Raw genomic sequence first — 19,039 nt, 5'->3', positions numbered from 1 at the left:
CATTGGGCGGCCACGGCATCCGATGCCGTGGCCGCCCACACACTCCCTGCCAGTTTGTTGCCCGGGACCTTCAGGCCGCCTCGGTGTCGGTCGCGGGCTCGGCGTCCGGCCAGCCGGTCACCGGGAACCCGTCGTTGGACTCCTCGCGTCCGTGGACCGTCTCGCCGGCACGGGTGCGTCGCGCTCCGTTGTCCTCGCCCCCGGCACCCCGGATCCGCTCGAAGCGGCTGACCCCGAAACGGACGTCGTGGCCCAGAGCCATGGCCTCGATGTCCACGCTGAAGCCGCGTGCCCCGTCCTTCCGGTCGTACTCGCGGACCTGCATCTTGCCGTAGACCACCACGTGGTCGCCCATGTGGATGCTGGCGAGCAGGTTGGTGGCCATGGCCCTGAAGCAGGAGACGGTGTACCAGTTGCTGTGGACGTCCGCCCACTGTCCCGTGTCGGGATCCTGTCGCCGTTCGTTGCTGACCAGGCGGAATTTTGCGATGACCGTGCCGCTGCTTTCCCCGCTCTGGCGGGGTTCGGTTCCCACCACACCGCGCAACGTAATGTGGTCCGTCATGGTGCACTCCAATGTTCGGATGTTGGCGGGCAGTTCCCGCCTCGTCCTCCCAGTGTGGCGCTGTCCGCGAGGCGTGCTGCCCGTCCGGATCCCGGTTGTGGAGATGCCCCGGTGCCGTAAGCTAACCGACCGCCGGTGGTTGTGCGGAGAACTCGCCGGACCGGTTCCCGCCTGCGGGCCCCTCGCGGAACTGCTTGGTGGCGACCAGCACGATGACCAGCAGCAGCGGGACGATCCATCCGGACCAGCCAAGGATCGTCGCGTTGACCGTGTTGATCGGGGCGCCGGCCGCGGCAAAGACCATGGAGAAGCCGGCCGCGGCATTGAAGGTTCCGTGGGCCAGCGCGGCCGGCCACACCGAAGCCGAGCGAAGACGCAACCACCCGAAGACTGCGCCCACGAGAATGCACATGCCGATCATCATGAACACCCCCAGCCACCCCGGAGCCAAGGGGTAGTTGTAGCCCAGCAGGACCAACGGCGCATGCCAGGTGCCCCAGATGATGCCCGACACGACGATCGCCCGCACCGGGCCGTAGGGCATGAGCTTGGGCAGCAGCCAGCCGCGCCAGCCGAGTTCCTCGCCCAGGGCAGGAAGCAGGTTGATGAGCGCACCGATCAGCACGTTGACAAACTGCAGCGCCACCAGCGTTTCGATGTGCAGGGGCAGCTCGCCCTGGCCGGCTGCGGCCAGTATCGCCTTGAAGGCGGAGAAACCGGTGAAATCCGCCGGGTAGACCCCCAGCGCAGCCCCGACGGGAAGTGCCGCCAGGATCAGTGCCACCGGGACGGTCAGGGCCAGGACCAGGTACATCAGCAGGCGGCCGGCGGGTTTCAACGGCCACAGCCCCAGCGAGCGAAACTTGGCAGCGGGCCGTTCGATGAAGAAGACCATGGCCAGTGCAGCGACCGCCGGCGTGAACATCATGGCCAGGGCAACGACCCCGAACCTGGTGTCAAACAATCCGTCGCCCTGCCACAGCGGCCAGGCCACCAGCCACGCCAGCCCGCAGGAGATGGCCGTGAAGTACAGGATTGCTCGCAGGTTGCGGTCCACGTCCGAAAACGCCTTTCCTCGTGGGCGGTTTGGGTTCCCCATGACCCGGTGAGGCCCATGCGGGTCTCCCTAAACCCTGCCATGCCCTCCCGGACCCCGGCATCATTCGTTGTGCGGATCTTCCCGCGGCAGGAAGCGACCGCCCCGATTTGGGCCGCGCCCCGGTCACGCCTGACGGCTATTGCGAATTCGACCCGGCTACGTGAAGCTGGGGAAACCACGGCAAGTGCTTGCGACAGTGGGCAACGGCGATCAAGGATGGAACCATGGAAACCCGAGAACTGCCAACGGACGCGGAAGCCCGCTCATGAACTCGGTTCGAGTCGTGCTGCGTGGCGGTCCATTTGACGGCCGCGAGATGACGGTTTCGGATTGGCCGGAAGACCTGGTAGTTGAATCGATGCCGGAGGACCTGCATCTAGAAGCCAGGGTCCGCGCGCGCTATCTGGCCAAGGCCCCGGATGCTGTGGCGCAGGGGCCTCGTGAAATGGTGTGGGACGGCGCCCACAGGGTCGGTGGGATCCACCACGCCTGACGAATCCACATTCCCAAGACGCTGCCGGCCTGACGCCTGGGAATCGATGCCCGAACGGCGTCGAGCGAGGTGGCGTTCGATTCTTTACGGCGCCGCCAACGAAGAAACCAGCGATCCGGCTGACCCACAAGCCGACCGGCTGAGGGCGTCGTGCATCAATACTGCCCCCAAGCTGCCCTCGGAGCGGCATTTTCCTCACCAAACAAAAGCGGCACTCACCAGGAATATCAAAGTGAGTGCCGCTTTTGCGTGGTGCCCCCGGCGCGATTCGAACGCGCGACCGACAGATTAGAAGGCTGTTGCTCTATCCACTGAGCTACGGAGGCAAGTGCACAAGAATCATAGCCCAAACCATTAGTGGTCTCACATTTCACCCGGGGCGATACCGGGCCGCCGGGGCGCGTTGGGCGATGAAAAACAATTACTCCGGACGTATGATGAACATGTCAGCCAGCGCATGCTTGGGGAGGTTGACACCCACCGCAAAGATCCACCGCTTTAGCGTCGAAAGGCTGCCGTTGCACAGCAAATCCGAAGCACCCGTCGAAGCGACGCGGTTGCCCACAAACACGGCGTGGCGCAACTCCATCTTTGGCATTTTCTTTTTATGCGGCTTCGCGTTTGCCACCTGGGTTGCCCGGCTTCCGGCCGTTCGGGTGCAGCTCGAACTTTCCACCTCCGATGTCGGTATCCTTCTTTTCTCCCTGGCCATCGGATCGATCGGAGGCTTGGCGTTCGCCCCCGGAATCTTGGCGAGGCTCGGAATCCGCCGCGGGATCACGCTCGGACTGCTCAGCATGGGCGCTGCCCTGGCCGTCCTGGGCGGCATGACCGAGGTGCTCGAGAGCACCGTGGGCGCCATGGCGATCCTGGTCTTCTACGGTTTCGTCTTCAGCGCCACCGACGTGATGATGAATGTCGACGGCGCCGCGGTCGAACGCTCCCTGGGCAAAACCGTGCTGCCGATGATGCATGCCTTCTTCAGTTTCGGGACCATCATCGGCGCCGTCCTGGGCGCGGGGGCCTCCCGCCTGGACATCGACGTGATGTGGAACTTCGCGGTCGTCGGAGTCCTGATCATGGGCCTTGGCGTCTACTTCGTCCGCAACGTTTCCGGCCTTGAACCGCCGCCGGTCCAAGGCTCCGCCACGGGTCCCGCCGCCGACACCTGGTGGCAGCGCCTCATGGCCTTGTTCCGCGACGGGCACCTGATGTTGATCGGCCTCATGGTCGCCGGGCTGGCGTTTGCCGAGGGCACGGCCAACGACTGGCTCACCATTGCCTCGGTGGACGACCACGGATTCACCGAGGCCACCGGAGCCCTGGTTTTCGGCGCATTCGTCGCGGCCATGACGGCGGGACGGATTTTCGGCGGCCCGCTTATTGACCGGCTCGGGCACAAGCGGGTCCTGGTGACCATGGGGATCCTGGGTCTCGCCGGCATCGTCTTGTTCATCCTGGCCCCGGCGCCGTGGGCGGTCTTCACCGGGGCCCTGCTGTGGGGCCTGGGCGGGTCGCTCGGGTTCCCCGTGGGCATGAGCGTCGCGGCGGCGCACCCCACCGACGGACCCCGACGCGTGGGCATCGTTGCCGTGTTCGGCTATTCCTCGATGCTGATCGGGCCGCCTGTCCTGGGCTTCCTTGGCGAACATTTCGGGGTGCTGAATGCATTCATCCTGGTCGCGGCCATTCTGTTGCTGACCCTGCTGATCACGCCGAAGGCCACGAACGTTCCGGGACCGCGTCCGGTCCCGGAACGGATCGACTAGTGCCCGAAGCGCATGGGGTCCAAGCCTTCTCCCGCCGTGCCGTCCAATTCGTCGATGGCCAGCACCTCCTCCGCTGAGAGGTTGAACGCAAAGACATCGAGGTTCTCGGCCATTCGGAGTGGGCTTGTCGTCTTGGGAATGGGGACGGCGCCGCGCTCGATCTGCCAGCGAAGCACCGCCTGGGCCGGGGTGACCTTGTGGGCAGCGGCCGCGGCCAGCACCGGGGCGGCGTCCAGCAGGTCGTTTTCCCCGCGGCCCAGCGGCGCCCACGCTTCGGTGACTATCCCGTGTTCGGCATGGAACGCTAGCCGCTCGTCGTCAAGCCAAAACGGGGAGTGCTGGATCTGGTTGACGTCCGGAACCACGCCGGTGGCGTCGATCAGCTCCTGCAACTGCGGAACCGTGAAGTTCGAAGTGCCGATGGCCCGCACCCGCCCGCGCTTGAGCAGCTTCACCAGACCCTCCCAGGCCTGCACGTAGTTGCCTTCCTTGGGGTTCGGCCAGTGGATCAGGAAAAGGTCAAGGTATTCCAGCCCCAGGCGCTTGCAGCTGTTTTCCCAGGCGTCCATGACTCCCTGGACCGAATGCCACTGCACATTGAACTTTGAGGTGATGAACAGTTCCTCGCGGGGAACCGACATCGAGCCGATGCCCTCCCCGATCCCTTCCTCGTTTCCGTAGTTTTCCGCGGTGTCGATGAGCCGGTAGCCGGCCTCCAACGCGTGGGCCACCGCCGCCCCGGCCTGGATGTCGTCGAGCGGCCACGTTCCAAGGCCAATTGATGGCATGAAAGCGCCATTGTTGAGTTCACGTAACGGGACCGATGCGTAGTTATCTGACATTTGGCCATGCTATGGCATGGGAAGGATTGCCGATAGGGGCCGGCGGGGCGGCGCCGCCTAGATCGGCAGCCTGCCGCCGGACTTGAGGTTCTTCATTACGATGGTGCTGGTCAGCTTTTCCACACCGGGCAGAACCACGAGCACGTCGTCGTAAAAGCGCTGGTAGGCGGGCAGGTCCGCTGCCATCACCCGCAGCAAGAAGTCCGGTTCGCCAAAGAGCCGCTGGGCGTCGATGATCTGCCCGATCCCTCCGACCTCGCGTTCGAAGTCCTTCATGGTCGAGCGGTCCCTGAGTGTCACAAACACCAGGGCTTCGAAGCCGAGTCCGACCTTCGCCGGGTCCACGTCGACCCGGTAGCCGCGGATCACGCCGCTGTTTTCCAGCTCGCGCAGCCTCCGGTGGCAGGGGGCCAGGGTGAGTCCGACATCCTCAGCCAGGGCGGTGGCGGTCATGCGCCCGTCACCCTGCAGGCGACGCAGGATCGCGCGGTCAATTCCGTCCATGCGGCAGCCCCTAATCGTGAAGTTTTCGACGAGTCGAAAGTGGCACGCAATATTCTTGCGCTTGACCAACCATATCAATTACATCCTTGCGCAAGCGTCCTGGGGAACGCGAGAACACGCAAGCACATTTCCCCGTTTTCTTCCTAAACTTGCCGGTACACCCACAGCAGGAAAGAGATCGATCATGGACATCCAAACCATCCTTGGCTTCCTCGGGGTGTCTTTTGCTCTGGCCATGACTCCCGGTGCCGACTGGGCCTACGCGATCTCCGCGGGCCTCGGCCGCCACAAGGTCTCTGCTGCCGTGGCGGGGTTGTGCAGCGGCTACGTCTTCCACACCGTCTTGATTGTCGCCGGCATGGCGGCGCTGGTTGCCAGCAATCCTCGACTGCTTTCCTGGATCACGCTGGCAGGTGCGGCCTACTTGCTCTGGCTGGGCTTCAGCACCGCCAGGTCCTGGCGCGGAGCCGGGTTCAGCGCCGAAGGCGGCACGCCCGCGGAAGCACCTGGCGCCGCCGTGGCCCCACCGCTCTCGGCCGGTTCAAGCGGCGGGGCGGACACCATGGTTCGCTCGGCCGTCGAAACCGCGGCACCCCCGCACCCCCGTGAACGCTTCTTCGGGCCGGCATTCTTCCGCGGCCTGGGCACCAGCGGATCAAACCCCAAGGCGTTGCTGCTCTACCTGGCGCTGATCCCCCAGTTCATCCATGCGGAGGCGGCCTTCTCCGTCCCGGCGCAGACCGCGCTGCTGGGCCTGAGCCACATGGTGCTCTCGATCTTCGTCTACTCGGGCGTGGCGCTGGGAGCCCGGGCATTGTTGCGCCAGCGTCCAACCGCCGCTCGCTTCATCACCCTGTTCAGCGGGTTGGTCATGATCGTCCTCGGGCTGCTGCTGGTCGCCGAGCAGGCACCAATGCTGCTCGCTTCCATCCAGATGCTGATGGCCCTGCTTGGCGGCTGACACACCCGGGGACGCATGCAGGATCGATCGATTGGGTAAACCCCGTTAGGGTTCAAGGGAAGACTGCAATCGACGAACGGCATACGCATGCGAAAGCTTCTGTCCATCCTGGCCCTGGGTGCCCTGCTGCTGGTCGGCGGTGCCCCGGCGGCACTCGCCGCACCGGCAACGGACATCGTCATCGAGGACGCCGCCGGAACGCTGGATCTGAACACACTGGTCCCGGCCCTCAAAAAGATCTCGTTCAACGAGCCGACCAAGGTTGCCGTCTACACGCGGGACGGCGAGTACAACGACAACCTCAACGAGGAAGTGCTGCGCTTCGCACGCCAGAAGCACCCCGAGTGGTTGAGCGCGGATGGGCAAAAGTGGGCCGACTCGCTGTTCGTCTTTGCGCTGGATCCCACCGGCCGGCAGGTGGGCACGTACTTCGGCGAGGACCGGAAGGTCTCCCCCGCCCAACGCGATGACATCCAGAACGCCACCAAGGACCTCTACCGGGAGGCCCAGTGGACCGACGGGACCATCGCCGGGGTCGAGCGTGCCGCACAATTGATGAACCGCCCCTGGTACAAGTCCCCCAAGCTTTACGCTTGGAGCGGCGGCATCCTGGTGGTCGGCGGCATCAGCCTGGGCAGCACCCTGTATGTGCGCAGGACCTACCGGAACCGCTCCCTGAAGGCCCTGGACATCGGCAACGCCAGCTACTCGAACGTCAGCCTGGACCTCGAGGCCACCGAGTTGAACGCCAAGACGATCAACGACAGCTCGCGCTACGGCAGCCTCGTGCTGGAAAAATACCGCGGATTCATGGCCGCCTACAACGAGCTCGCCGCGCAGGGCAACAAGGCCAACGGCATGGACCCGAAGTCGCACGTACGCAAGGAAACCGCGCTGTTCATGGAGAAGTACGCGGCCAAGGCGACCGACCTGGACCGCCTGGACGACGTGATCGCCGACACGAACATGCTCCTGAATCTGGGATCGGGCTGGGCCGCTGCGTGGGAACGCCAGCTCGCCCCGTTGCGCGAGGATCTGGCCGAAATCGACTCTTTGGTGATCGGCAAGCATTCCGCACCCGAGGCACCCTCGGCCATTGCCCTGGGCCGCTTCAAGTCCATGACAGCCGCCGACATGGAAAAGTGGGGTGCTGCCCTGCAGGCCAGGCAAATCGGCCCCGAGGAAGCCCTGGACAAGATCGCCGAAGCCCGCGAGCAGCTTACCGGGTTGCTCAAGGAGTACTCGGAGGCGGTGATCGCGAAGTTTGCGAAGGACAAGGAAGAAGAGAAGCTGATGCGGGCGGCCATGCGCACCCCCGAGGCCCGCGGTTCCAGCTATTCCTCGAACCACAGCATTCTGGGCACCGTGTACCCGGCCAACAGGTTCTGGTCTGTCGTGGGGTTCAGCGCCGGCTACAACTCCGGGATTTCCAGCGTGCAGGAAAGCCGCAGCGCCAGCTCGTCCTCGGGCGGCAGCACCGGATACGGCTCCAGCGGCGGTAGTTTCTCCGGCTCCGGATCCTCGTCGCGCTTCTGATCCGCCGCGGCGCCACTCCGCGGTGCGATCCGGCAACAGCGCGGAAAAGGGGCGGGTATCGACTCGGTTCCAGACCGAGCCGACACCCGCCCCAGCGTGTTTTTCGGGTTTTGTTACTTGCCCGGGACGATCAGCGCCGCGGCACCCTTGCGGGCCGCCTCGAAACGCGCCGAGACATCGGCCCAGTTCACGATGTTCCAGAACGCCTTCACGTAGTCGGCCTTCACATTCACGTAATCCAGGTAGAACGCGTGCTCCCACATGTCCAGCATCAACAACGGGGTCGTCGCCACCGGCACGTTGCCCTGCTGGTCGTACAGCTGCTCGATGACCAACTGGCCACCGAGGCCCTCAAAGCCCAGCAACGCCCAACCCGAGCCCTGCAGGCTCATCGCCGCCGCCGTGAAATGCGCACGGAACGCGTCAAACGAGCCAAAGGCGTCGTCGATCGCCGCGGCCAGCTCCCCCTCGGGCTTGTCCCCGCCCTCCGGGGACAGGTTGTTCCAGAAGATCGAGTGGTTCGTGTGCCCGCCCAGGTGGAACGCCAGGTCCTTGGACAACTTCGGGACATTCCCGAACTCGCCCTTCTCCCGCGCCACGGCCAACTGCTCCAGGGCCGCGTTCGCCCCGGCCACATAGGCCGCGTGGTGCTTCGAGTGGTGCAGCTCCATGATCCGCGCCGAGATGTTCGGCTCCAGGGCCGCGTAGTCGTACTGCAGCTCGGGCAAGGTATAAATAGCCAAAATGACTCCTCATTTTCGTGGTTCAGGGATCCGGTGCCCGGTTTTCCGGGAGCCGGTCAAGCGGTGAGGCGTGAGTGCTCACCGATGCTGTGGTAGCCGCGCCGGTGGTAGACCAATGGCGCTGCCATGGATTGCCCGCCGATGACCTCGAGGACCGAGGCGACCACGAGGGTTGCCGGGCCGGCGGGGACCCGCGACTCGATCTCGCAGCGCATGGCCACTCCGAGTCCGTGGATCAGCGGTTCGCCGGTGGGCAGGTGTTCCCACCCCGCCAGCCTCGCGAAGCGTTCCTCCCCGGGACCGGCGAACAGCGCCGCGACATCGGCGTTGCGGTCAGTGAGCAGGTGCACGACGATGGTTCCGGACCCCAGGATGGCCGCGGCGGCGCCGGAGCTGCGGGCGATGTTGAAGGCCAGGTAGGCGGGGTCGGCCGACACGGAGATCAGCGAGGAGGCGGTGATGCCGACCGGTCCGCGGGATCCGGCCGCGGTCACGACGGCAACGCCGGCGGGATGGTTGCCGAAGGCAAGGCGAAATTGCTCCGCAACGGTGGCGGCCGGAAATTGGGTCTGCACGGCGGGTGGAGGTTCCTCTCATCACGAGGCCCGTGGCGGTGCCGCGGGCTGTCCTTTGCTCCCCACGCTAGAACCTCAACCTTGGTTGAGGTCAAATTCGGTGTCGTCCCGGAACAACAGGGCACCGCCGCGGTCGTCGGCCAGCTTGTCGTTGGGGTTCACGAATCCGCATTCGGCCAGCGACAGGCAGCCGCAGCCGATGCATCCGCCGAGTCCGTCGCGCAACGACTGCAACTGGTGGATCCGCTCCTGCAGGTCCTCGCGCCAGGCCGCGGAGACCGCCTGCCAGTCCTCCTTGCGCGGGGTCCCGTCGGCCGGAAGCCCGGCAAAGATTTCGGCAATGGAGCGCAGCGGGATGCCGGCGCGCTGGGCCGCGCGGATCACTGCAACGCGCCGCAGCACGCCGCGGTCGAACCTGCGTTGGTTCCCGGTGGTGCGCCGGGAGGAGATCAGTCCCTCCCGCTCGTAGTAGTGCAGTGCCGAGACCGCGACACCGGAGCGGGCCGCCACCTGGCCCACGCTGAGGTCCTGCGCCGCGTTTTCTCCCGTGTCCATCGCTCCATTCTGCCTTCTTCCACCCCTGCCGCGCCAAAGGCTGCCGGTCGGGGGAGCATCGCCTAGAGTCGGCAGTGACAACCCGGCGATGTGCGCCGGACCCGCGGCTTGCGAAAGGGCACATGAGCGATCTTGACATCTGGGCACTGGCCCTGGGAGCCGGGCACGTTGCCCTGGGCCTGTTGGCGACGATCCTGGTCTCGCGCAACCGCAAGCCGGCCGAGGCCATCGCCTGGGTCATGGCGATCGTGTTCGTCCCCTTCCTGGGCGCGGCCGCATTCCTGCTCGTCGGCTTCGGCCGCCTGCCGGCACACCGCCGGGCCAAGCAACGCGAGGTCAACGAACTGATCCTCGAGCGCACGCGCGGCCCCTGGCTGACCAGCCACGAACCGGACTGGCCCGCCTGGCTGGCCCCGGCCACCGCGCTGAACAAGGCCCTGGGCGCGCTGCCGATGGTGGGCGGGAACAAGATCACGCTCAACGACGACTATGCCGGAACGATCGCGCAGATGGCCCTGGCCATCGATGCGGCCCGGCACCGGGTGCACGTGCAGTTCTACATCGGGGTGCACGACGAGGCGACGGCGCCCTTCTTCGAGGCCCTGGCCCGGGCGCGCGGGCGCGGGGTCGAGGTCAGGGTGCTGCTGGACCACCTGGCCTCGCTGATGTACCCGCGGCGGAGGGAAACCACCGCGTTCCTGGAATCCATCGGCGCGCAGGTGCACCACATGCTGCCGCTGCGCCCCTGGCGCGGGCAGTGGCAGCGCCCGGATTTGCGCAACCACCGCAAGATCCTGGTCGTCGATTCCTCCACGGGCTTCACCGGGTCGATGAACCTGATCGAGCCGCGCTACCACAAGGCCAAGAACATCCGGCGCGGCCTGTCCTGGCACGAGCTGATGATGCGCATCGAGGGCCCGGCGGTGCGCGAGCTCGACGCGGTGTTCATCACCGACTGGTACTCGGAGACCGGCCAGCTGCTGGACCTGGACACCACCGCCATCGAGCTGGAGGGCGCCACCGAGCTCATCGACGCGCAGGTGCTGCCCAGCGGGCCGAGCTTCGAGAACGACAACAGCCTCAAGCTCTTCACCATGATGATCCACCAGGCCACCAAGCGGGTCTCCATCACCAGCCCCTACTTCGTGCCGGACGAGTCGATCCTGCTGGCGATACTCACCACCGCCGCGCGCGGGGTGCCGGTGGAGCTGTTCGTCTCGGAGATCGGCGACCAGGCGATGGTCTACCATGCGCAGCGTTCCTACTACGAGGCGCTGCTGCGGGCGGGGGTGCGGATCTACCTGTACCGCGCGCCGAAGGTGCTGCACGCCAAGCACTTCTCCATCGACGACGAGGTCGCCGTCATCGGGTCCTCGAACATGGACATGCGTTCGTTCTCGTTGAACATGGAGATCTCGGTGCTGCTGCACGGCCCGGAACTGCTGGCGGACCTGCTCCGGGTGGAGGACAGGTACCGCGAAAACTCGCGGGAGCTTGAGCTCGGGCCATGGCTTGCCCGGCCGTTGCGCGAGCGGGCGCTGGACAACCTCGCCCGGCTGACCTCGATGCTGCAGTGACGGTTTGTGACGCGGCCCGCGGCCGGTGACCAGGCCCCGGGCATGGTGGCCAAGACTTTTGAACGGTGTTCAAGTATTGTTTTCGGTAACGCAGCCGCGCGGCCCGTCCACGACGCCGCCAACTTCACGAACCGACAGGAACACCCAGACATGAGCACCACCGGCCCGCGCCTCGAGGCGCACTCCCCCGCCCGGATCGGGGCCCGCGACCTCGCCCTGGTCTCCGTCTTCGCCGCGCTCATCGCGGTGCTCACCCTGGTCCCGGCCGTTCCGGTGGGCGCCCTGGGCGTGCCGATCACGCTGCAGACCATGGGCGTGGCACTCACCGCCATGATCCTGGGCTCCAAGCGCGGCGGCTCGGCCGTCGCCCTCTACCTGGTGGTGGGGCTGGCCGGGGTGCCGATCTTCGCCAAGTTTTCCGGCGGCCTGGGGTCGCTGGCCGCCCCGAGCGCCGGCTACCTGCTTTCCTTCCCCGTTGCCGCCCTGGTGACCGGCGCACTGGCCACGCTGGTGCTGCGCAAGGTCGCCCGCAGGCGCCGCTTCGCCTGGCTGTTCCTGGCCGGGCTGGCCGGCTCGATCCTCGTCGTGCACCCGCTGGGCATCCTGGGCATGAGCCTGAACGCGCAGATCCCGCTGGGCCAGGCCTTCGTCCTGGACATGGCCTACTGGCCGGGGGACGTGGTGAAGAACCTGCTGGCCGCGGCCATCGCCGTCAGCGTCTTCAAGGCCTTCCCCGCCTTCGCGGCCCGCCGCTTCCAGGCCTAGCTCCGGCCGCAGCCGGATTCGATCCACGACACCAGCAGGGAATACCGTTAAGCGTGATCCGATTCAACAATGCCGGGCTGATCCTGCCCGCCGACGACCCGACCCGGCAGGGGCGCACCGTCCTGGAACCGTGCACCCTGGAACTGGCCGAGCGGCGCATCGCCGTGATCGGCGCCAACGGGTCGGGAAAATCCACGCTGCTGCGCATGCTCAACGGGCTGGTGTCCCCCTCGACGGGCTCGGTCGCGGTCCACGGCTTCGACACCGTGCGCCAGGCCAAGTCCGTGCGCCAACGCGTGGGCTTCCTGTTCACCGACCCGCTCTCGCAGCTGGTGATGCCCATCGTCTCCGAGGACGTCGAGCTCTCGCTCAAGGCCAGCCACAGGGACCGCGGCGCCCGGGCCGCCGCCGCCCTTCGCGCGCTGGCAGCGCTGGGCCTGGACCACCTGGCCCAGCGCAGCATCTACGACCTCTCCGGGGGCGAGCGGCAGCTGGTGGCGCTGTGCAGCGTGCTGGCCGCCGGACAGGACATCCTGGTGGCCGACGAGCCGACCACGCTGCTGGATTTGGCCAACAACGAACTGCTCCAGGCGACGCTGGGCGCCCTGGACCAGCAGGTCATCTACGCGACCCACGACCTGGACTTCGCCGCGGCCGCCGACCGCGCGCTGCTGGTCGCCGGCGGGAAGATCGCCTTCGACGGCCCGGCCCCCGAGGCCGTGGCAGCCTACCGCCGGCTGGTCCGGCAGGGAAGCCCGGCCTCGTGAGCGCCGCGCACCAGATGCTGCTGGGCCACTACCTGCCCGGGACCAGCATCGTGCACCGCGCCCCGCTGGCCGCCAAGTACCTGGTGGTGCTGGCCGTCGGGGCCGCGGTGCTCATCTGGCGCATCCCCGCCGTGGGCCTGGGCGCGCTCGCGCTGGGCACGGGCCTCTTCGCCCTGGCCGGACCCCGGGTGCTGCGCGCCTGGGCCGCCCCGCTGCGCCAGCTGTGGTGGATCTTCGCGATCCTGGGGATCCACCAGTCGATCATCAACTCCCCGCTTTTCGCCCTGACCCTGGTGTCCGGGATGCTCGCGGTCATCCAGTGCGGGCGCCTGGTGCTGCTGACCACCACCCAGGCGGCCCTGCTCGACGGGCTGGAGCGCGCGGCGGCCCCGGTGCGGCTGCTCGGCGGGAACCCTGCCACCGTCGCCCTGGCCGTGGCGCTGATGCTGCGCAGCATCCCGGCGATCGCCACCTCGGTGCAGGAGCTTTCAGACGCCGCCAAGGCGCGCGGCATCGGCCGCAACCCCGCGACGCTGGCCGCACCGGTGGTCATCAACACCGTGGCCTACGCCCAGCGCACCGCCGACGCGCTGGCGGCCCGCGGCATCATGGAGCGCAACTAGCCACGGCCCGGCGACCACGCACTCGGTTCCCGCCCGCGGGATCAGGCCGTTCGCGCCCGTTCACTCTCTCCCGCCGCCTCGACGACGCCGTGCACGAAGTCATCAAGCGATGTCGGTACCACCGAGTACCGCCGGGCCAGCCCGCTGGAATCCAGCGGGGAATCGTAGGTCTCCAGCGCGGCGAGCAGCCCGGCAAGCATCTCGGGCATCGAGTCAATGGGCTGCCCGGGCGCGACAAAGCCAACCGGGATTTTCCGCCCGAGATGCCGCTCGAAGGCCTTGAGGACATCGCGCCACGACACCGCCTCGGGACCGCCGAGCTGCAGCACCTTCCCGATGGCGCCATCGCTGTGCAACGCCGCAACCGCATAGTCGGCGACGTCCTTCATGGCGATGATCGAGTGCCGCCGCCGGCCCTCTCCCACCAGCGTGACGGTTCCGCCGGACAGTGCCGGGGCGCCGATCACCGCCATCGGCAGCATGTCCATGTAGAAGTCCGGTTGCAGGACGGTCCAGTCCAGGGTGCTTTGCCCCAGGCGCACTTCGGTCTCGCCCTTGGCCTGCAACAGCGGCATCGGATGGTGCGGATCGGCGCCGAGCGCGGAGATGAACACGAAGCGACCCACGCCCGCTCCGGTCGCGGCGTCGATGAGGTTCGCATTGCCGTGTCGATCGACCGAGTCGATGGTGTCCGGCCCGCCGCGCGACATCGAGTTCGCGGTCGTGACGATCCCTTGGACCGATTCGCAGGCTGCCCGCAGGGATGCGGGGTCCGTCAGGTCCCCGGGAACGGGATCGGCGCCGGCTTTCACCAAGGCGCGGGCCGCGGGCGCGGCCGGGTCGCGCACCAACACCCGCACCGCTTCTCCGCGGAGCAAAAGCCGCCGCGCAATGAGCCCGCCGAGCTGCCCGGTGGCTCCGATGACCAGAATCATGGCAAATCCCTCTCCGGAGCCGTTGCTGCGGCACCCGTTGTTTCCTCGATGGCGGCGTTGACATCGTCGCCGTTTTCATCCACCGGCTCCAGGTAGAACCGCACGCCGGCCAGCAGTCCGTCGCTGACGGTGAAGATCATGACCCCGCGCATCAGCACCGGTGCACCGTCGAGGCGGGTGCCCCCGATCTCCCACTCCGTCCAGGCGCTCCCGCCGTCGATGGATTGGTCGAGGACCCGGGCTTTCAGGTCCGGGATCCCGGTGAACATCCGCTGCCAGTTGCTTCGGACCTGCCCGGCCCCGGTGAAGCCGCGGGCGGGGTGGGCGGGCGTCTCGTTAAGGTAGCCGGGGGCGAAGCAGGCCACGAGGGCGTCGAGGTCGTGGGCGTTGACGGCGTCCACCAGACGGGCCAGCAACGCCTCGGGGGAAGATACTGGAGGGTCGACCATGGTAACTCCAATTTGATACAGTTCGGTGTAACCAATACGAAGTATGGAACCAAAAATGCCCACAGTCAAGAGCTCCCGCGGATACGATTCCTCCTCCCGGCGCGCGGCCGCGCAAAAGACCCGGGATGCGACCCTCGACGCTGCGCAGAAGCTGCTTCTGGCCCGCGGATACCCGGGCACCACCATCGCGCGGATCGCCGCCGACGCACGGGTCTCGGTCGAGACCATCTACAAGTCTTTCGGGGGCAAGCCCGGGCTGGTGCGGGCCATCTACGAACGCGGGCTGCGAGGCAGCGGCCCGGTGGCCGCCTTCGACCGCTCCGATGCCATGCGCACGAGCGCCGCCGACGCGCAGTCCCTGATGCGCGCCTGGGGAGAGCTCACCGCGGAGGTCGCCGAATCCCTGACCCCGATCCTGCTGCTGGTGCGCTCCGCCGCGGCAAGCGACGCAAACATGGCCGAGCTCCAAAGGCGAACCAACGCCGAGCGCCTACAACGGATGGAACACAACGCCCGCTTCCTGCAGGAGCGCGGGTATCTCCGCGAGGATGTGGGATTCGACGAGGCGGTCGACGTCATGTGGCTGCACAGCTCACCGGAACTCTACGAACTGCTGGTGCTCCAGCGCGGATGGAGCACCGAGCGCTTTGCCCGCTACGTGGCCCGGTCCATGGCCGACGCACTTGTGCGCCCGCCGCATCCACGGCACTGATCCGCCACGGGAATCCGGGCGCATCCCATCGCAATTCCGTGCCCGACATGCGACACGCCGCCCAAAACCCTCCGGCGCCCGTATTGTATGAACCATGAGCTTCAACGACGACGCGAAACTTGACTCCGGACGCATCAGGGACTCGCGCGGCCGCGGCCGCGGAGGGAAGATCGCCGCCGGAGGCGGCGGGATCATCGTGGTGCTGATCGCCGCGCTGCTCGGCATCAACCCCGACATGCTCGCCCAACTGGGCATCGGTTCAGACCCGGGCACCGGGCAGGGAACCACGCAGCAGGGGCCCTCGGCCCTCGAGGGCTGCAAGACCGGGGCCGATGCCAACGCGCGCACCGACTGCCGGATCCTGGCCACCACCCAGTCGCTGGACAGCTTTTGGCTCGAATACCTCCCGCAATACAACGTGGCGGTGGAACGGCCGGGCGTGCAGCTCTTTGACGGGCAGGTGGACACCGCCTGCGGAACGGCCAGCAGCGCCGTGGGACCGTTCTACTGCCCCGGGGACCGCGTCGCCTACTTCGACACCGGGTTCTTCGCCGAACTGAGCACCAACTACGGCGCCGACGGCGGACCGCTGGCCGAGGAGTACGTGGTGGCACACGAATACGGGCACCACATCCAAAACACCATCGGCACCCTCGCCGCCTCCCAGCAGGGCGGCACCGGGGCCACCTCCGGCTCGGTGCGCGTGGAACTGCAGGCCGACTGCTTCGCCGGCATGTGGGCGGCCCACGCCGCCACCACGAAGGATGCCGAGGGCAACACCTTCATGCAGCCGATCCGCCGGGCCGACCTGCAGTCCGCGCTGTCGGCCGCCTCGGCGGTGGGTGACGACCGCATCCAGGAAGCCGCCTCCGGGCGTGTGAACCCCCAGGTCTGGACCCACGGTTCCTCGGCCCAGCGCCAGGCCTGGTTCCTGCAGGGCTACGCCACCGGGGACATCAACCAGTGCGACACCCTCTCGGCGCGCAACCTGGACAAGCCCGGCGCGTAGGCACCCCCGCGGGGGCAGGACCCAAAAAACACGCGAGGTGCGTTTCCCCGGAAAGGGGAAACGCACCTCGCGTGGTGTTCGTCCGTGCGGACTAGATGTTGAAGCCCAGGGCCCGCATCTGGTCGCGTCCGTCGTCGGTGATCCGCTCGGGACCCCATGGCGGCATCCAGACCCAGTTCAGGCGGTAGGAATCAACGACCGATTCCAGTGCCTGGCCGACCTGCTCCTCGATGACGTCTGTCAACGGGCAGGCCGCGGTGGTCAGGGTCATGTCGATGAGCAGTGCGCCGTCATCGGCGTACTTCAGCCCGTAGAGCAGGCCCAAGTCGACGATGTTGACACCGAGCTCGGGGTCGATTACGTCCTTGAGCGCCTCTTCGACGTCCTCCAGTGCAGTCTCGGCGGACCCGCTGGTCGTCTCGTTGGATACGCTCATGACTAGGCCGGAACGTTCAGGAAGCGGTCGTAGCCCTCTTCCTCGAGGCGGTCTGCAAGCTCTGCGCCACCCTGCTCGGCGATCTTGCCGTCAACGAAGACGTGCACGAAGTCGGGCTTGATGTAGCGCAAGATGCGGGTGTAGTGCGTGATGAGCAGCGTGCCCATCTCGTTCTGCTCCTGGGCGCGGTTGACGCCCTCGGAGACGACCTTCAGGGCGTCGACGTCCAGGCCGGAGTCGGTTTCGTCCAGGATGGCGAACTTCGGCTTGAAGAGTTCCAGCTGCAGGATCTCCACACGCTTCTTCTCGCCGCCCGAGAAGCCCTCGTTGACGTTGCGCGAGGCGAACTCGGCATCGATCTTCAGCGCTTCCATGGCCGTCTTGACGTCCTTGGTCCAGGTCCGCAGCTTCGGGGCAACCCCGTCGATGGCGGTCTTGGCGGTGCGCAGGAAGTTGGTCATCGAAACGCCCGGAACCTCGACCGGGTACTGCATGGCCAGGAACATGCCGGCGCGTGCACGCTCGTCAACGCTCATCTCCAGGACATCGGCACCGTCGAGGGTGATCGAGCCGGAGGTGACGGTGTAGCGCGGGTGCCCGGCGATGGTCGAGGCCAGCGTGGACTTGCCCGAGCCGTTGGGGCCCATGATGGCGTGGGTTTCGCCGGTCTTGATGACCAGGGAAACGCCCTTGAGGATTTCCTTGTTGCCCTGCTCGGTCTCGATGGAGACGTGCAGGTCCTTGATTTCCAGAGTAGACATGCCTTGAGTCCGTTCTCTTTCCGTGAAGTCGATGTGAATCGACGAAGTTTTAGGTGTTGGTGGGGGGAAAGCCTGAATTAGCTGTCCGTGGCGGCGAGCTCGCGCTCGATCGTCTCGGCCAGGCGTTCCTCGATCTCCGGAACCCGGATCTGCTGCACGATTTCGTTCAGGAAGCCACGCACCACCAGGCGGCGTGCGGTCTTCTCGTCGATGCCGCGGCTCATCAGGTAGAAGAGGTGCTCGTCGTCGAAGCGTCCGGTGGTCGAGGCGTGTCCGGCACCGTCAATCAGGCCGGTCTCGATTTCCAGGTTCGGCACCGAGTCGGCGCGTGCGCCTTCGGTGAGCACCAGGTTGCGGTTCGCCTCGTAGGAGTTGGTCCCCTTGGCTTCCTTGCGGATCAGCACGTCGCCGACCCACACGGTGTGCGCGTCCTTGCCCTGCAGGGCACCCTTGTACAACACGTTGGACTTGCAGTTCTCGGTCGCGTGGTCCACGAACAGGCGGTGTTCCAGGTGCTGTCCGGCATCCGCGAAGTAGAGTCCGAAGAGCTCCACCTCTCCGCCTTCGCCATCGAAGTGCGCCGACGGGGTCATGCGCACCAAGTTTCCGCCGTAGGTGACGGCGATGTGCTTCAGGTGCGCGTCCTTGCCGACCTTGGCCAGGTGGGAGGATGCGTGGATGGCCTCCTCGGCCCAGGCCTGCAGCGAGATCACGGTCAGCTTGGCGCCTTGGCGGATATCGAATTCGATGTTCTGGGCCAGCACTGCGGACCCGACGTGGTCAATGACCACCACGGACTCGGAGTTGGCTTCGGCGATGACCACCATGTGGCTGGCCGCGGCCTCGAGCGAGGTTCCGGTGTAGGTCAAGGTGACCTGTTCGCCGGTGGAGTTCGCCGGGATCGTGACGATCTTGGCCTCGGCTGCATGCTTCCAGGCGTTGGCCGAGATGCGGTCCTCCGGGATGCCGGCCGAACCGACGCGTGCGTCGGTCATGGCAACGGTTTCCAGCGTGGAGACGTTGGCGCCTTCGACGGTCAACGCGGGGGCAACCCCGGTCAGCTCGTTCTTGTGCAGGCCGCCCATGCGCTTGAGCGGCGTGAAGCGGAAGTCCTCTTCACGACCGGTCAGCACCGGGAAGTCCTCGACGTTGTAGCTGGTCTTGCGACCGGCACGCGAGGAATCGGGGATTCCCGCGCCGCCGCCGTGGCTGTGCGCCTTGACGGCGTCACCGCCAATCGGGGAGGACACTTCGGCTGCGTTCAACGGCGAAAGGTTTTCGCCCTCTTCGGTGAAACCGGAAATGCTCGGCGCACCGATGCGGGCCTTTTCGCCCGTTAAGTGAGTTGCGGTATCAGTCATGA

At 66.7% G+C, this 19,039-nt stretch carries 23 protein-coding genes and 1 tRNA gene; 10 read left to right on the top strand and 14 right to left on the bottom strand.

All coding sequences use genetic code 11. The annotated features are described in order from the left end of the window. Window positions 1-70 precede the first annotated feature (70 nt). Both FPY90_RS02175 and FPY90_RS02170 read right to left on the bottom strand, forming a co-directional pair. Window positions 71-565, bottom strand: a complete 495-nt coding sequence (locus tag FPY90_RS02175) for a single-stranded DNA-binding protein (protein ID WP_071216786.1) — start codon at window positions 563-565, stop codon at window positions 71-73. A gap of 121 nt (window positions 566-686) precedes the next feature. Then, window positions 687-1,622, bottom strand: a complete 936-nt coding sequence (locus FPY90_RS02170; RefSeq protein ID WP_498683575.1) for a CPBP family intramembrane glutamic endopeptidase — start codon at window positions 1,620-1,622, stop codon at window positions 687-689. Between the two features lie 307 nt (window positions 1,623-1,929). Here FPY90_RS02170 and FPY90_RS02165 point away from each other — a divergent pair, with 307 nt between their 5' ends. Then, window positions 1,930-2,157: a hypothetical protein gene (locus tag FPY90_RS02165; RefSeq protein WP_139195001.1), complete on the top strand. Its 228-nt coding sequence runs from the start codon at window positions 1,930-1,932 to the stop codon at window positions 2,155-2,157. A gap of 250 nt (window positions 2,158-2,407) precedes the next feature. Here the strand turns inward: FPY90_RS02165 and FPY90_RS02160 are convergent. Together FPY90_RS02160 and FPY90_RS02155 are read right to left on the bottom strand one after the other, a co-directional pair. Beyond that, window positions 2,408-2,483 (bottom strand) — tRNA-Arg (locus tag FPY90_RS02160). Between the two features lie 95 nt (window positions 2,484-2,578). Beyond that, window positions 2,579-2,956, bottom strand: a complete 378-nt coding sequence (locus FPY90_RS02155; RefSeq protein ID WP_175475561.1) for a hypothetical protein — start codon at window positions 2,954-2,956, stop codon at window positions 2,579-2,581. Between FPY90_RS02155 and FPY90_RS02150 the strand changes: the two genes are divergently transcribed. Continuing rightward, window positions 2,955-3,926, top strand: coding sequence for an MFS transporter (locus FPY90_RS02150; RefSeq protein ID WP_175475560.1), 972 nt, complete (start codon window positions 2,955-2,957; stop codon window positions 3,924-3,926). The two genes, FPY90_RS02155 and FPY90_RS02150, sit on opposite strands and share 2 nt — an antisense overlap. Here the strand turns inward: FPY90_RS02150 and FPY90_RS02145 are convergent. Continuing rightward, window positions 3,923-4,714, bottom strand: coding sequence for an aldo/keto reductase (locus FPY90_RS02145; RefSeq protein WP_498683573.1), 792 nt, complete (start codon window positions 4,712-4,714; stop codon window positions 3,923-3,925). The genes FPY90_RS02150 and FPY90_RS02145 overlap by 4 nt on opposite strands. A gap of 111 nt (window positions 4,715-4,825) precedes the next feature. After that, the gene (locus FPY90_RS02140) at window positions 4,826-5,272 is read right to left on the bottom strand and encodes an Lrp/AsnC family transcriptional regulator (RefSeq protein WP_498683570.1); all 447 of its coding nucleotides are present in this window, start codon (window positions 5,270-5,272) and stop codon (window positions 4,826-4,828) included. 184 nt (window positions 5,273-5,456) lie between these two features. Here FPY90_RS02140 and FPY90_RS02135 point away from each other — a divergent pair, with 184 nt between their 5' ends. Next, window positions 5,457-6,233, top strand: coding sequence for a LysE family translocator (locus FPY90_RS02135; RefSeq protein WP_498683568.1), 777 nt, complete (start codon window positions 5,457-5,459; stop codon window positions 6,231-6,233). 87 nt (window positions 6,234-6,320) lie between these two features. After that, window positions 6,321-7,769, top strand: a complete 1,449-nt coding sequence (locus FPY90_RS02130; RefSeq protein ID WP_498683566.1) for a DUF5129 domain-containing protein — start codon at window positions 6,321-6,323, stop codon at window positions 7,767-7,769. Window positions 7,770-7,882: 113 nt separating this feature from the next. Here the strand turns inward: FPY90_RS02130 and FPY90_RS02125 are convergent, their stop codons facing one another. The 3 genes from FPY90_RS02125 to soxR all read right to left on the bottom strand — a co-directional run bounded on the left by FPY90_RS02125 (window position 7,883) and on the right by soxR (window position 9,642). Continuing rightward, entirely contained in the window at window positions 7,883-8,512 is a 630-nt protein-coding gene (locus tag FPY90_RS02125) for a superoxide dismutase (RefSeq protein ID WP_498683564.1), read from the bottom strand. Window positions 8,513-8,568: 56 nt separating this feature from the next. Beyond that, a complete protein-coding gene (locus FPY90_RS02120; protein WP_498683562.1) occupies window positions 8,569-9,087 on the bottom strand; it encodes a flavin reductase family protein in 519 nt (172 codons plus the stop codon). Window positions 9,088-9,162: 75 nt separating this feature from the next. Further along, window positions 9,163-9,642, bottom strand: coding sequence for a redox-sensitive transcriptional activator SoxR (gene soxR, locus FPY90_RS02115; RefSeq protein WP_498683560.1), 480 nt, complete (start codon window positions 9,640-9,642; stop codon window positions 9,163-9,165). A gap of 122 nt (window positions 9,643-9,764) precedes the next feature. Between soxR and cls the strand changes: the two genes are divergently transcribed. From cls to FPY90_RS02095, 4 genes are all read left to right on the top strand, one after another. Then, window positions 9,765-11,219 carry a cardiolipin synthase gene (gene cls, locus FPY90_RS02110; RefSeq protein ID WP_498683558.1) on the top strand — a complete coding sequence of 485 codons (1,455 nt, stop codon included), beginning with the start codon at window positions 9,765-9,767 and terminating at the stop codon, window positions 11,217-11,219. Window positions 11,220-11,369: 150 nt separating this feature from the next. Further along, on the top strand, window positions 11,370-11,984 hold the full coding sequence (locus FPY90_RS02105) for a biotin transporter BioY (RefSeq protein WP_498683556.1): 615 nt from the start codon (window positions 11,370-11,372) through the stop codon (window positions 11,982-11,984). 53 nt (window positions 11,985-12,037) lie between these two features. Beyond that, a complete protein-coding gene (locus FPY90_RS02100; protein WP_083411532.1) occupies window positions 12,038-12,751 on the top strand; it encodes an energy-coupling factor ABC transporter ATP-binding protein in 714 nt (237 codons plus the stop codon). Then, window positions 12,748-13,374 (top strand): energy-coupling factor transporter transmembrane component T family protein, encoded by a 627-nt coding sequence (locus FPY90_RS02095; protein ID WP_083411531.1) that lies wholly within the window; start codon window positions 12,748-12,750, stop codon window positions 13,372-13,374. The genes FPY90_RS02100 and FPY90_RS02095 overlap by 4 nt, the downstream gene beginning before the upstream one ends. A gap of 41 nt (window positions 13,375-13,415) precedes the next feature. Here FPY90_RS02095 and FPY90_RS02090 read toward each other — a convergent pair whose 3' ends face one another. Together FPY90_RS02090 and FPY90_RS02085 are read right to left on the bottom strand one after the other, a co-directional pair. Next, a complete protein-coding gene (locus FPY90_RS02090; protein WP_498683553.1) occupies window positions 13,416-14,309 on the bottom strand; it encodes an SDR family oxidoreductase in 894 nt (297 codons plus the stop codon). Next, window positions 14,306-14,758: a nuclear transport factor 2 family protein gene (locus FPY90_RS02085; RefSeq protein ID WP_498683551.1), complete on the bottom strand. Its 453-nt coding sequence runs from the start codon at window positions 14,756-14,758 to the stop codon at window positions 14,306-14,308. Before FPY90_RS02085 ends, FPY90_RS02090 begins: the two co-directional genes overlap by 4 nt. Window positions 14,759-14,813: 55 nt before the next feature. Here FPY90_RS02085 and FPY90_RS02080 point away from each other — a divergent pair, with 55 nt between their 5' ends. Next, window positions 14,814-15,470, top strand: a complete 657-nt coding sequence (locus FPY90_RS02080) for a TetR/AcrR family transcriptional regulator (RefSeq protein WP_498683549.1) — start codon at window positions 14,814-14,816, stop codon at window positions 15,468-15,470. Window positions 15,471-15,564: 94 nt separating this feature from the next. After that, window positions 15,565-16,479: a KPN_02809 family neutral zinc metallopeptidase gene (gene ypfJ / locus FPY90_RS02075; protein ID WP_498683548.1), complete on the top strand. Its 915-nt coding sequence runs from the start codon at window positions 15,565-15,567 to the stop codon at window positions 16,477-16,479. A gap of 91 nt (window positions 16,480-16,570) precedes the next feature. Here the strand turns inward: ypfJ and FPY90_RS02070 are convergent, their stop codons facing one another. From FPY90_RS02070 to sufD, 3 genes are all read right to left on the bottom strand, one after another. Next, entirely contained in the window at window positions 16,571-16,915 is a 345-nt protein-coding gene (locus tag FPY90_RS02070; RefSeq protein ID WP_071216770.1) for a metal-sulfur cluster assembly factor, read from the bottom strand. A 2-nt stretch (window positions 16,916-16,917) separates the two neighbouring features. After that, on the bottom strand, window positions 16,918-17,676 hold the full coding sequence (gene sufC, locus FPY90_RS02065; protein ID WP_071216769.1) for a Fe-S cluster assembly ATPase SufC: 759 nt from the start codon (window positions 17,674-17,676) through the stop codon (window positions 16,918-16,920). A gap of 77 nt (window positions 17,677-17,753) precedes the next feature. Beyond that, window positions 17,754-19,037: a Fe-S cluster assembly protein SufD gene (gene sufD / locus FPY90_RS02060; protein WP_498683547.1), complete on the bottom strand. Its 1,284-nt coding sequence runs from the start codon at window positions 19,035-19,037 to the stop codon at window positions 17,754-17,756. Window positions 19,038-19,039: the final 2 nt, after the last annotated feature.

The sequence above is a fragment of the Arthrobacter sp. C2 genome, assembly GCA_024207135.1.
In the GTDB taxonomy this organism is placed as follows: domain Bacteria; phylum Actinomycetota; class Actinomycetes; order Actinomycetales; family Micrococcaceae; genus Paeniglutamicibacter.
This window is presented reverse-complemented; position numbering and strand designations above follow the sequence as displayed.

What these genes read in the sequence shown, in the direction of transcription:
- FPY90_RS02175 (WP_071216786.1), bottom strand. Translation starts at nt 565, where the DNA reads ATGACGGACCACATTACGTTGCGCGGTGTGGTGGGAACCGAACCCCGC.
- FPY90_RS02165 (WP_139195001.1), top strand. Translation starts at nt 1,930, where the DNA reads ATGAACTCGGTTCGAGTCGTGCTGCGTGGCGGTCCATTTGACGGCCGC.
- FPY90_RS02150 (WP_175475560.1), top strand. Translation starts at nt 2,955, where the DNA reads ATGGGCGCTGCCCTGGCCGTCCTGGGCGGCATGACCGAGGTGCTCGAG.
- FPY90_RS02155 (WP_175475561.1), bottom strand. Translation starts at nt 2,956, where the DNA reads ATGCTGAGCAGTCCGAGCGTGATCCCGCGGCGGATTCCGAGCCTCGCC.
- FPY90_RS02145 (WP_498683573.1), bottom strand. Translation starts at nt 4,714, where the DNA reads ATGCCATCAATTGGCCTTGGAACGTGGCCGCTCGACGACATCCAGGCC.
- FPY90_RS02140 (WP_498683570.1), bottom strand. Translation starts at nt 5,272, where the DNA reads ATGGACGGAATTGACCGCGCGATCCTGCGTCGCCTGCAGGGTGACGGG.
- FPY90_RS02135 (WP_498683568.1), top strand. Translation starts at nt 5,457, where the DNA reads ATGGACATCCAAACCATCCTTGGCTTCCTCGGGGTGTCTTTTGCTCTG.
- FPY90_RS02130 (WP_498683566.1), top strand. Translation starts at nt 6,321, where the DNA reads ATGCGAAAGCTTCTGTCCATCCTGGCCCTGGGTGCCCTGCTGCTGGTC.
- soxR (WP_498683560.1), bottom strand. Translation starts at nt 9,642, where the DNA reads ATGGACACGGGAGAAAACGCGGCGCAGGACCTCAGCGTGGGCCAGGTG.
- cls (WP_498683558.1), top strand. Translation starts at nt 9,765, where the DNA reads ATGAGCGATCTTGACATCTGGGCACTGGCCCTGGGAGCCGGGCACGTT.
- FPY90_RS02105 (WP_498683556.1), top strand. Translation starts at nt 11,370, where the DNA reads ATGAGCACCACCGGCCCGCGCCTCGAGGCGCACTCCCCCGCCCGGATC.
- FPY90_RS02090 (WP_498683553.1), bottom strand. Translation starts at nt 14,309, where the DNA reads ATGATTCTGGTCATCGGAGCCACCGGGCAGCTCGGCGGGCTCATTGCG.
- FPY90_RS02085 (WP_498683551.1), bottom strand. Translation starts at nt 14,758, where the DNA reads ATGGTCGACCCTCCAGTATCTTCCCCCGAGGCGTTGCTGGCCCGTCTG.
- FPY90_RS02080 (WP_498683549.1), top strand. Translation starts at nt 14,814, where the DNA reads ATGCCCACAGTCAAGAGCTCCCGCGGATACGATTCCTCCTCCCGGCGC.
- ypfJ (WP_498683548.1), top strand. Translation starts at nt 15,565, where the DNA reads ATGAGCTTCAACGACGACGCGAAACTTGACTCCGGACGCATCAGGGAC.
- FPY90_RS02070 (WP_071216770.1), bottom strand. Translation starts at nt 16,915, where the DNA reads ATGAGCGTATCCAACGAGACGACCAGCGGGTCCGCCGAGACTGCACTG.
- sufC (WP_071216769.1), bottom strand. Translation starts at nt 17,676, where the DNA reads ATGTCTACTCTGGAAATCAAGGACCTGCACGTCTCCATCGAGACCGAG.
- sufD (WP_498683547.1), bottom strand. Translation starts at nt 19,037, where the DNA reads ATGACTGATACCGCAACTCACTTAACGGGCGAAAAGGCCCGCATCGGT.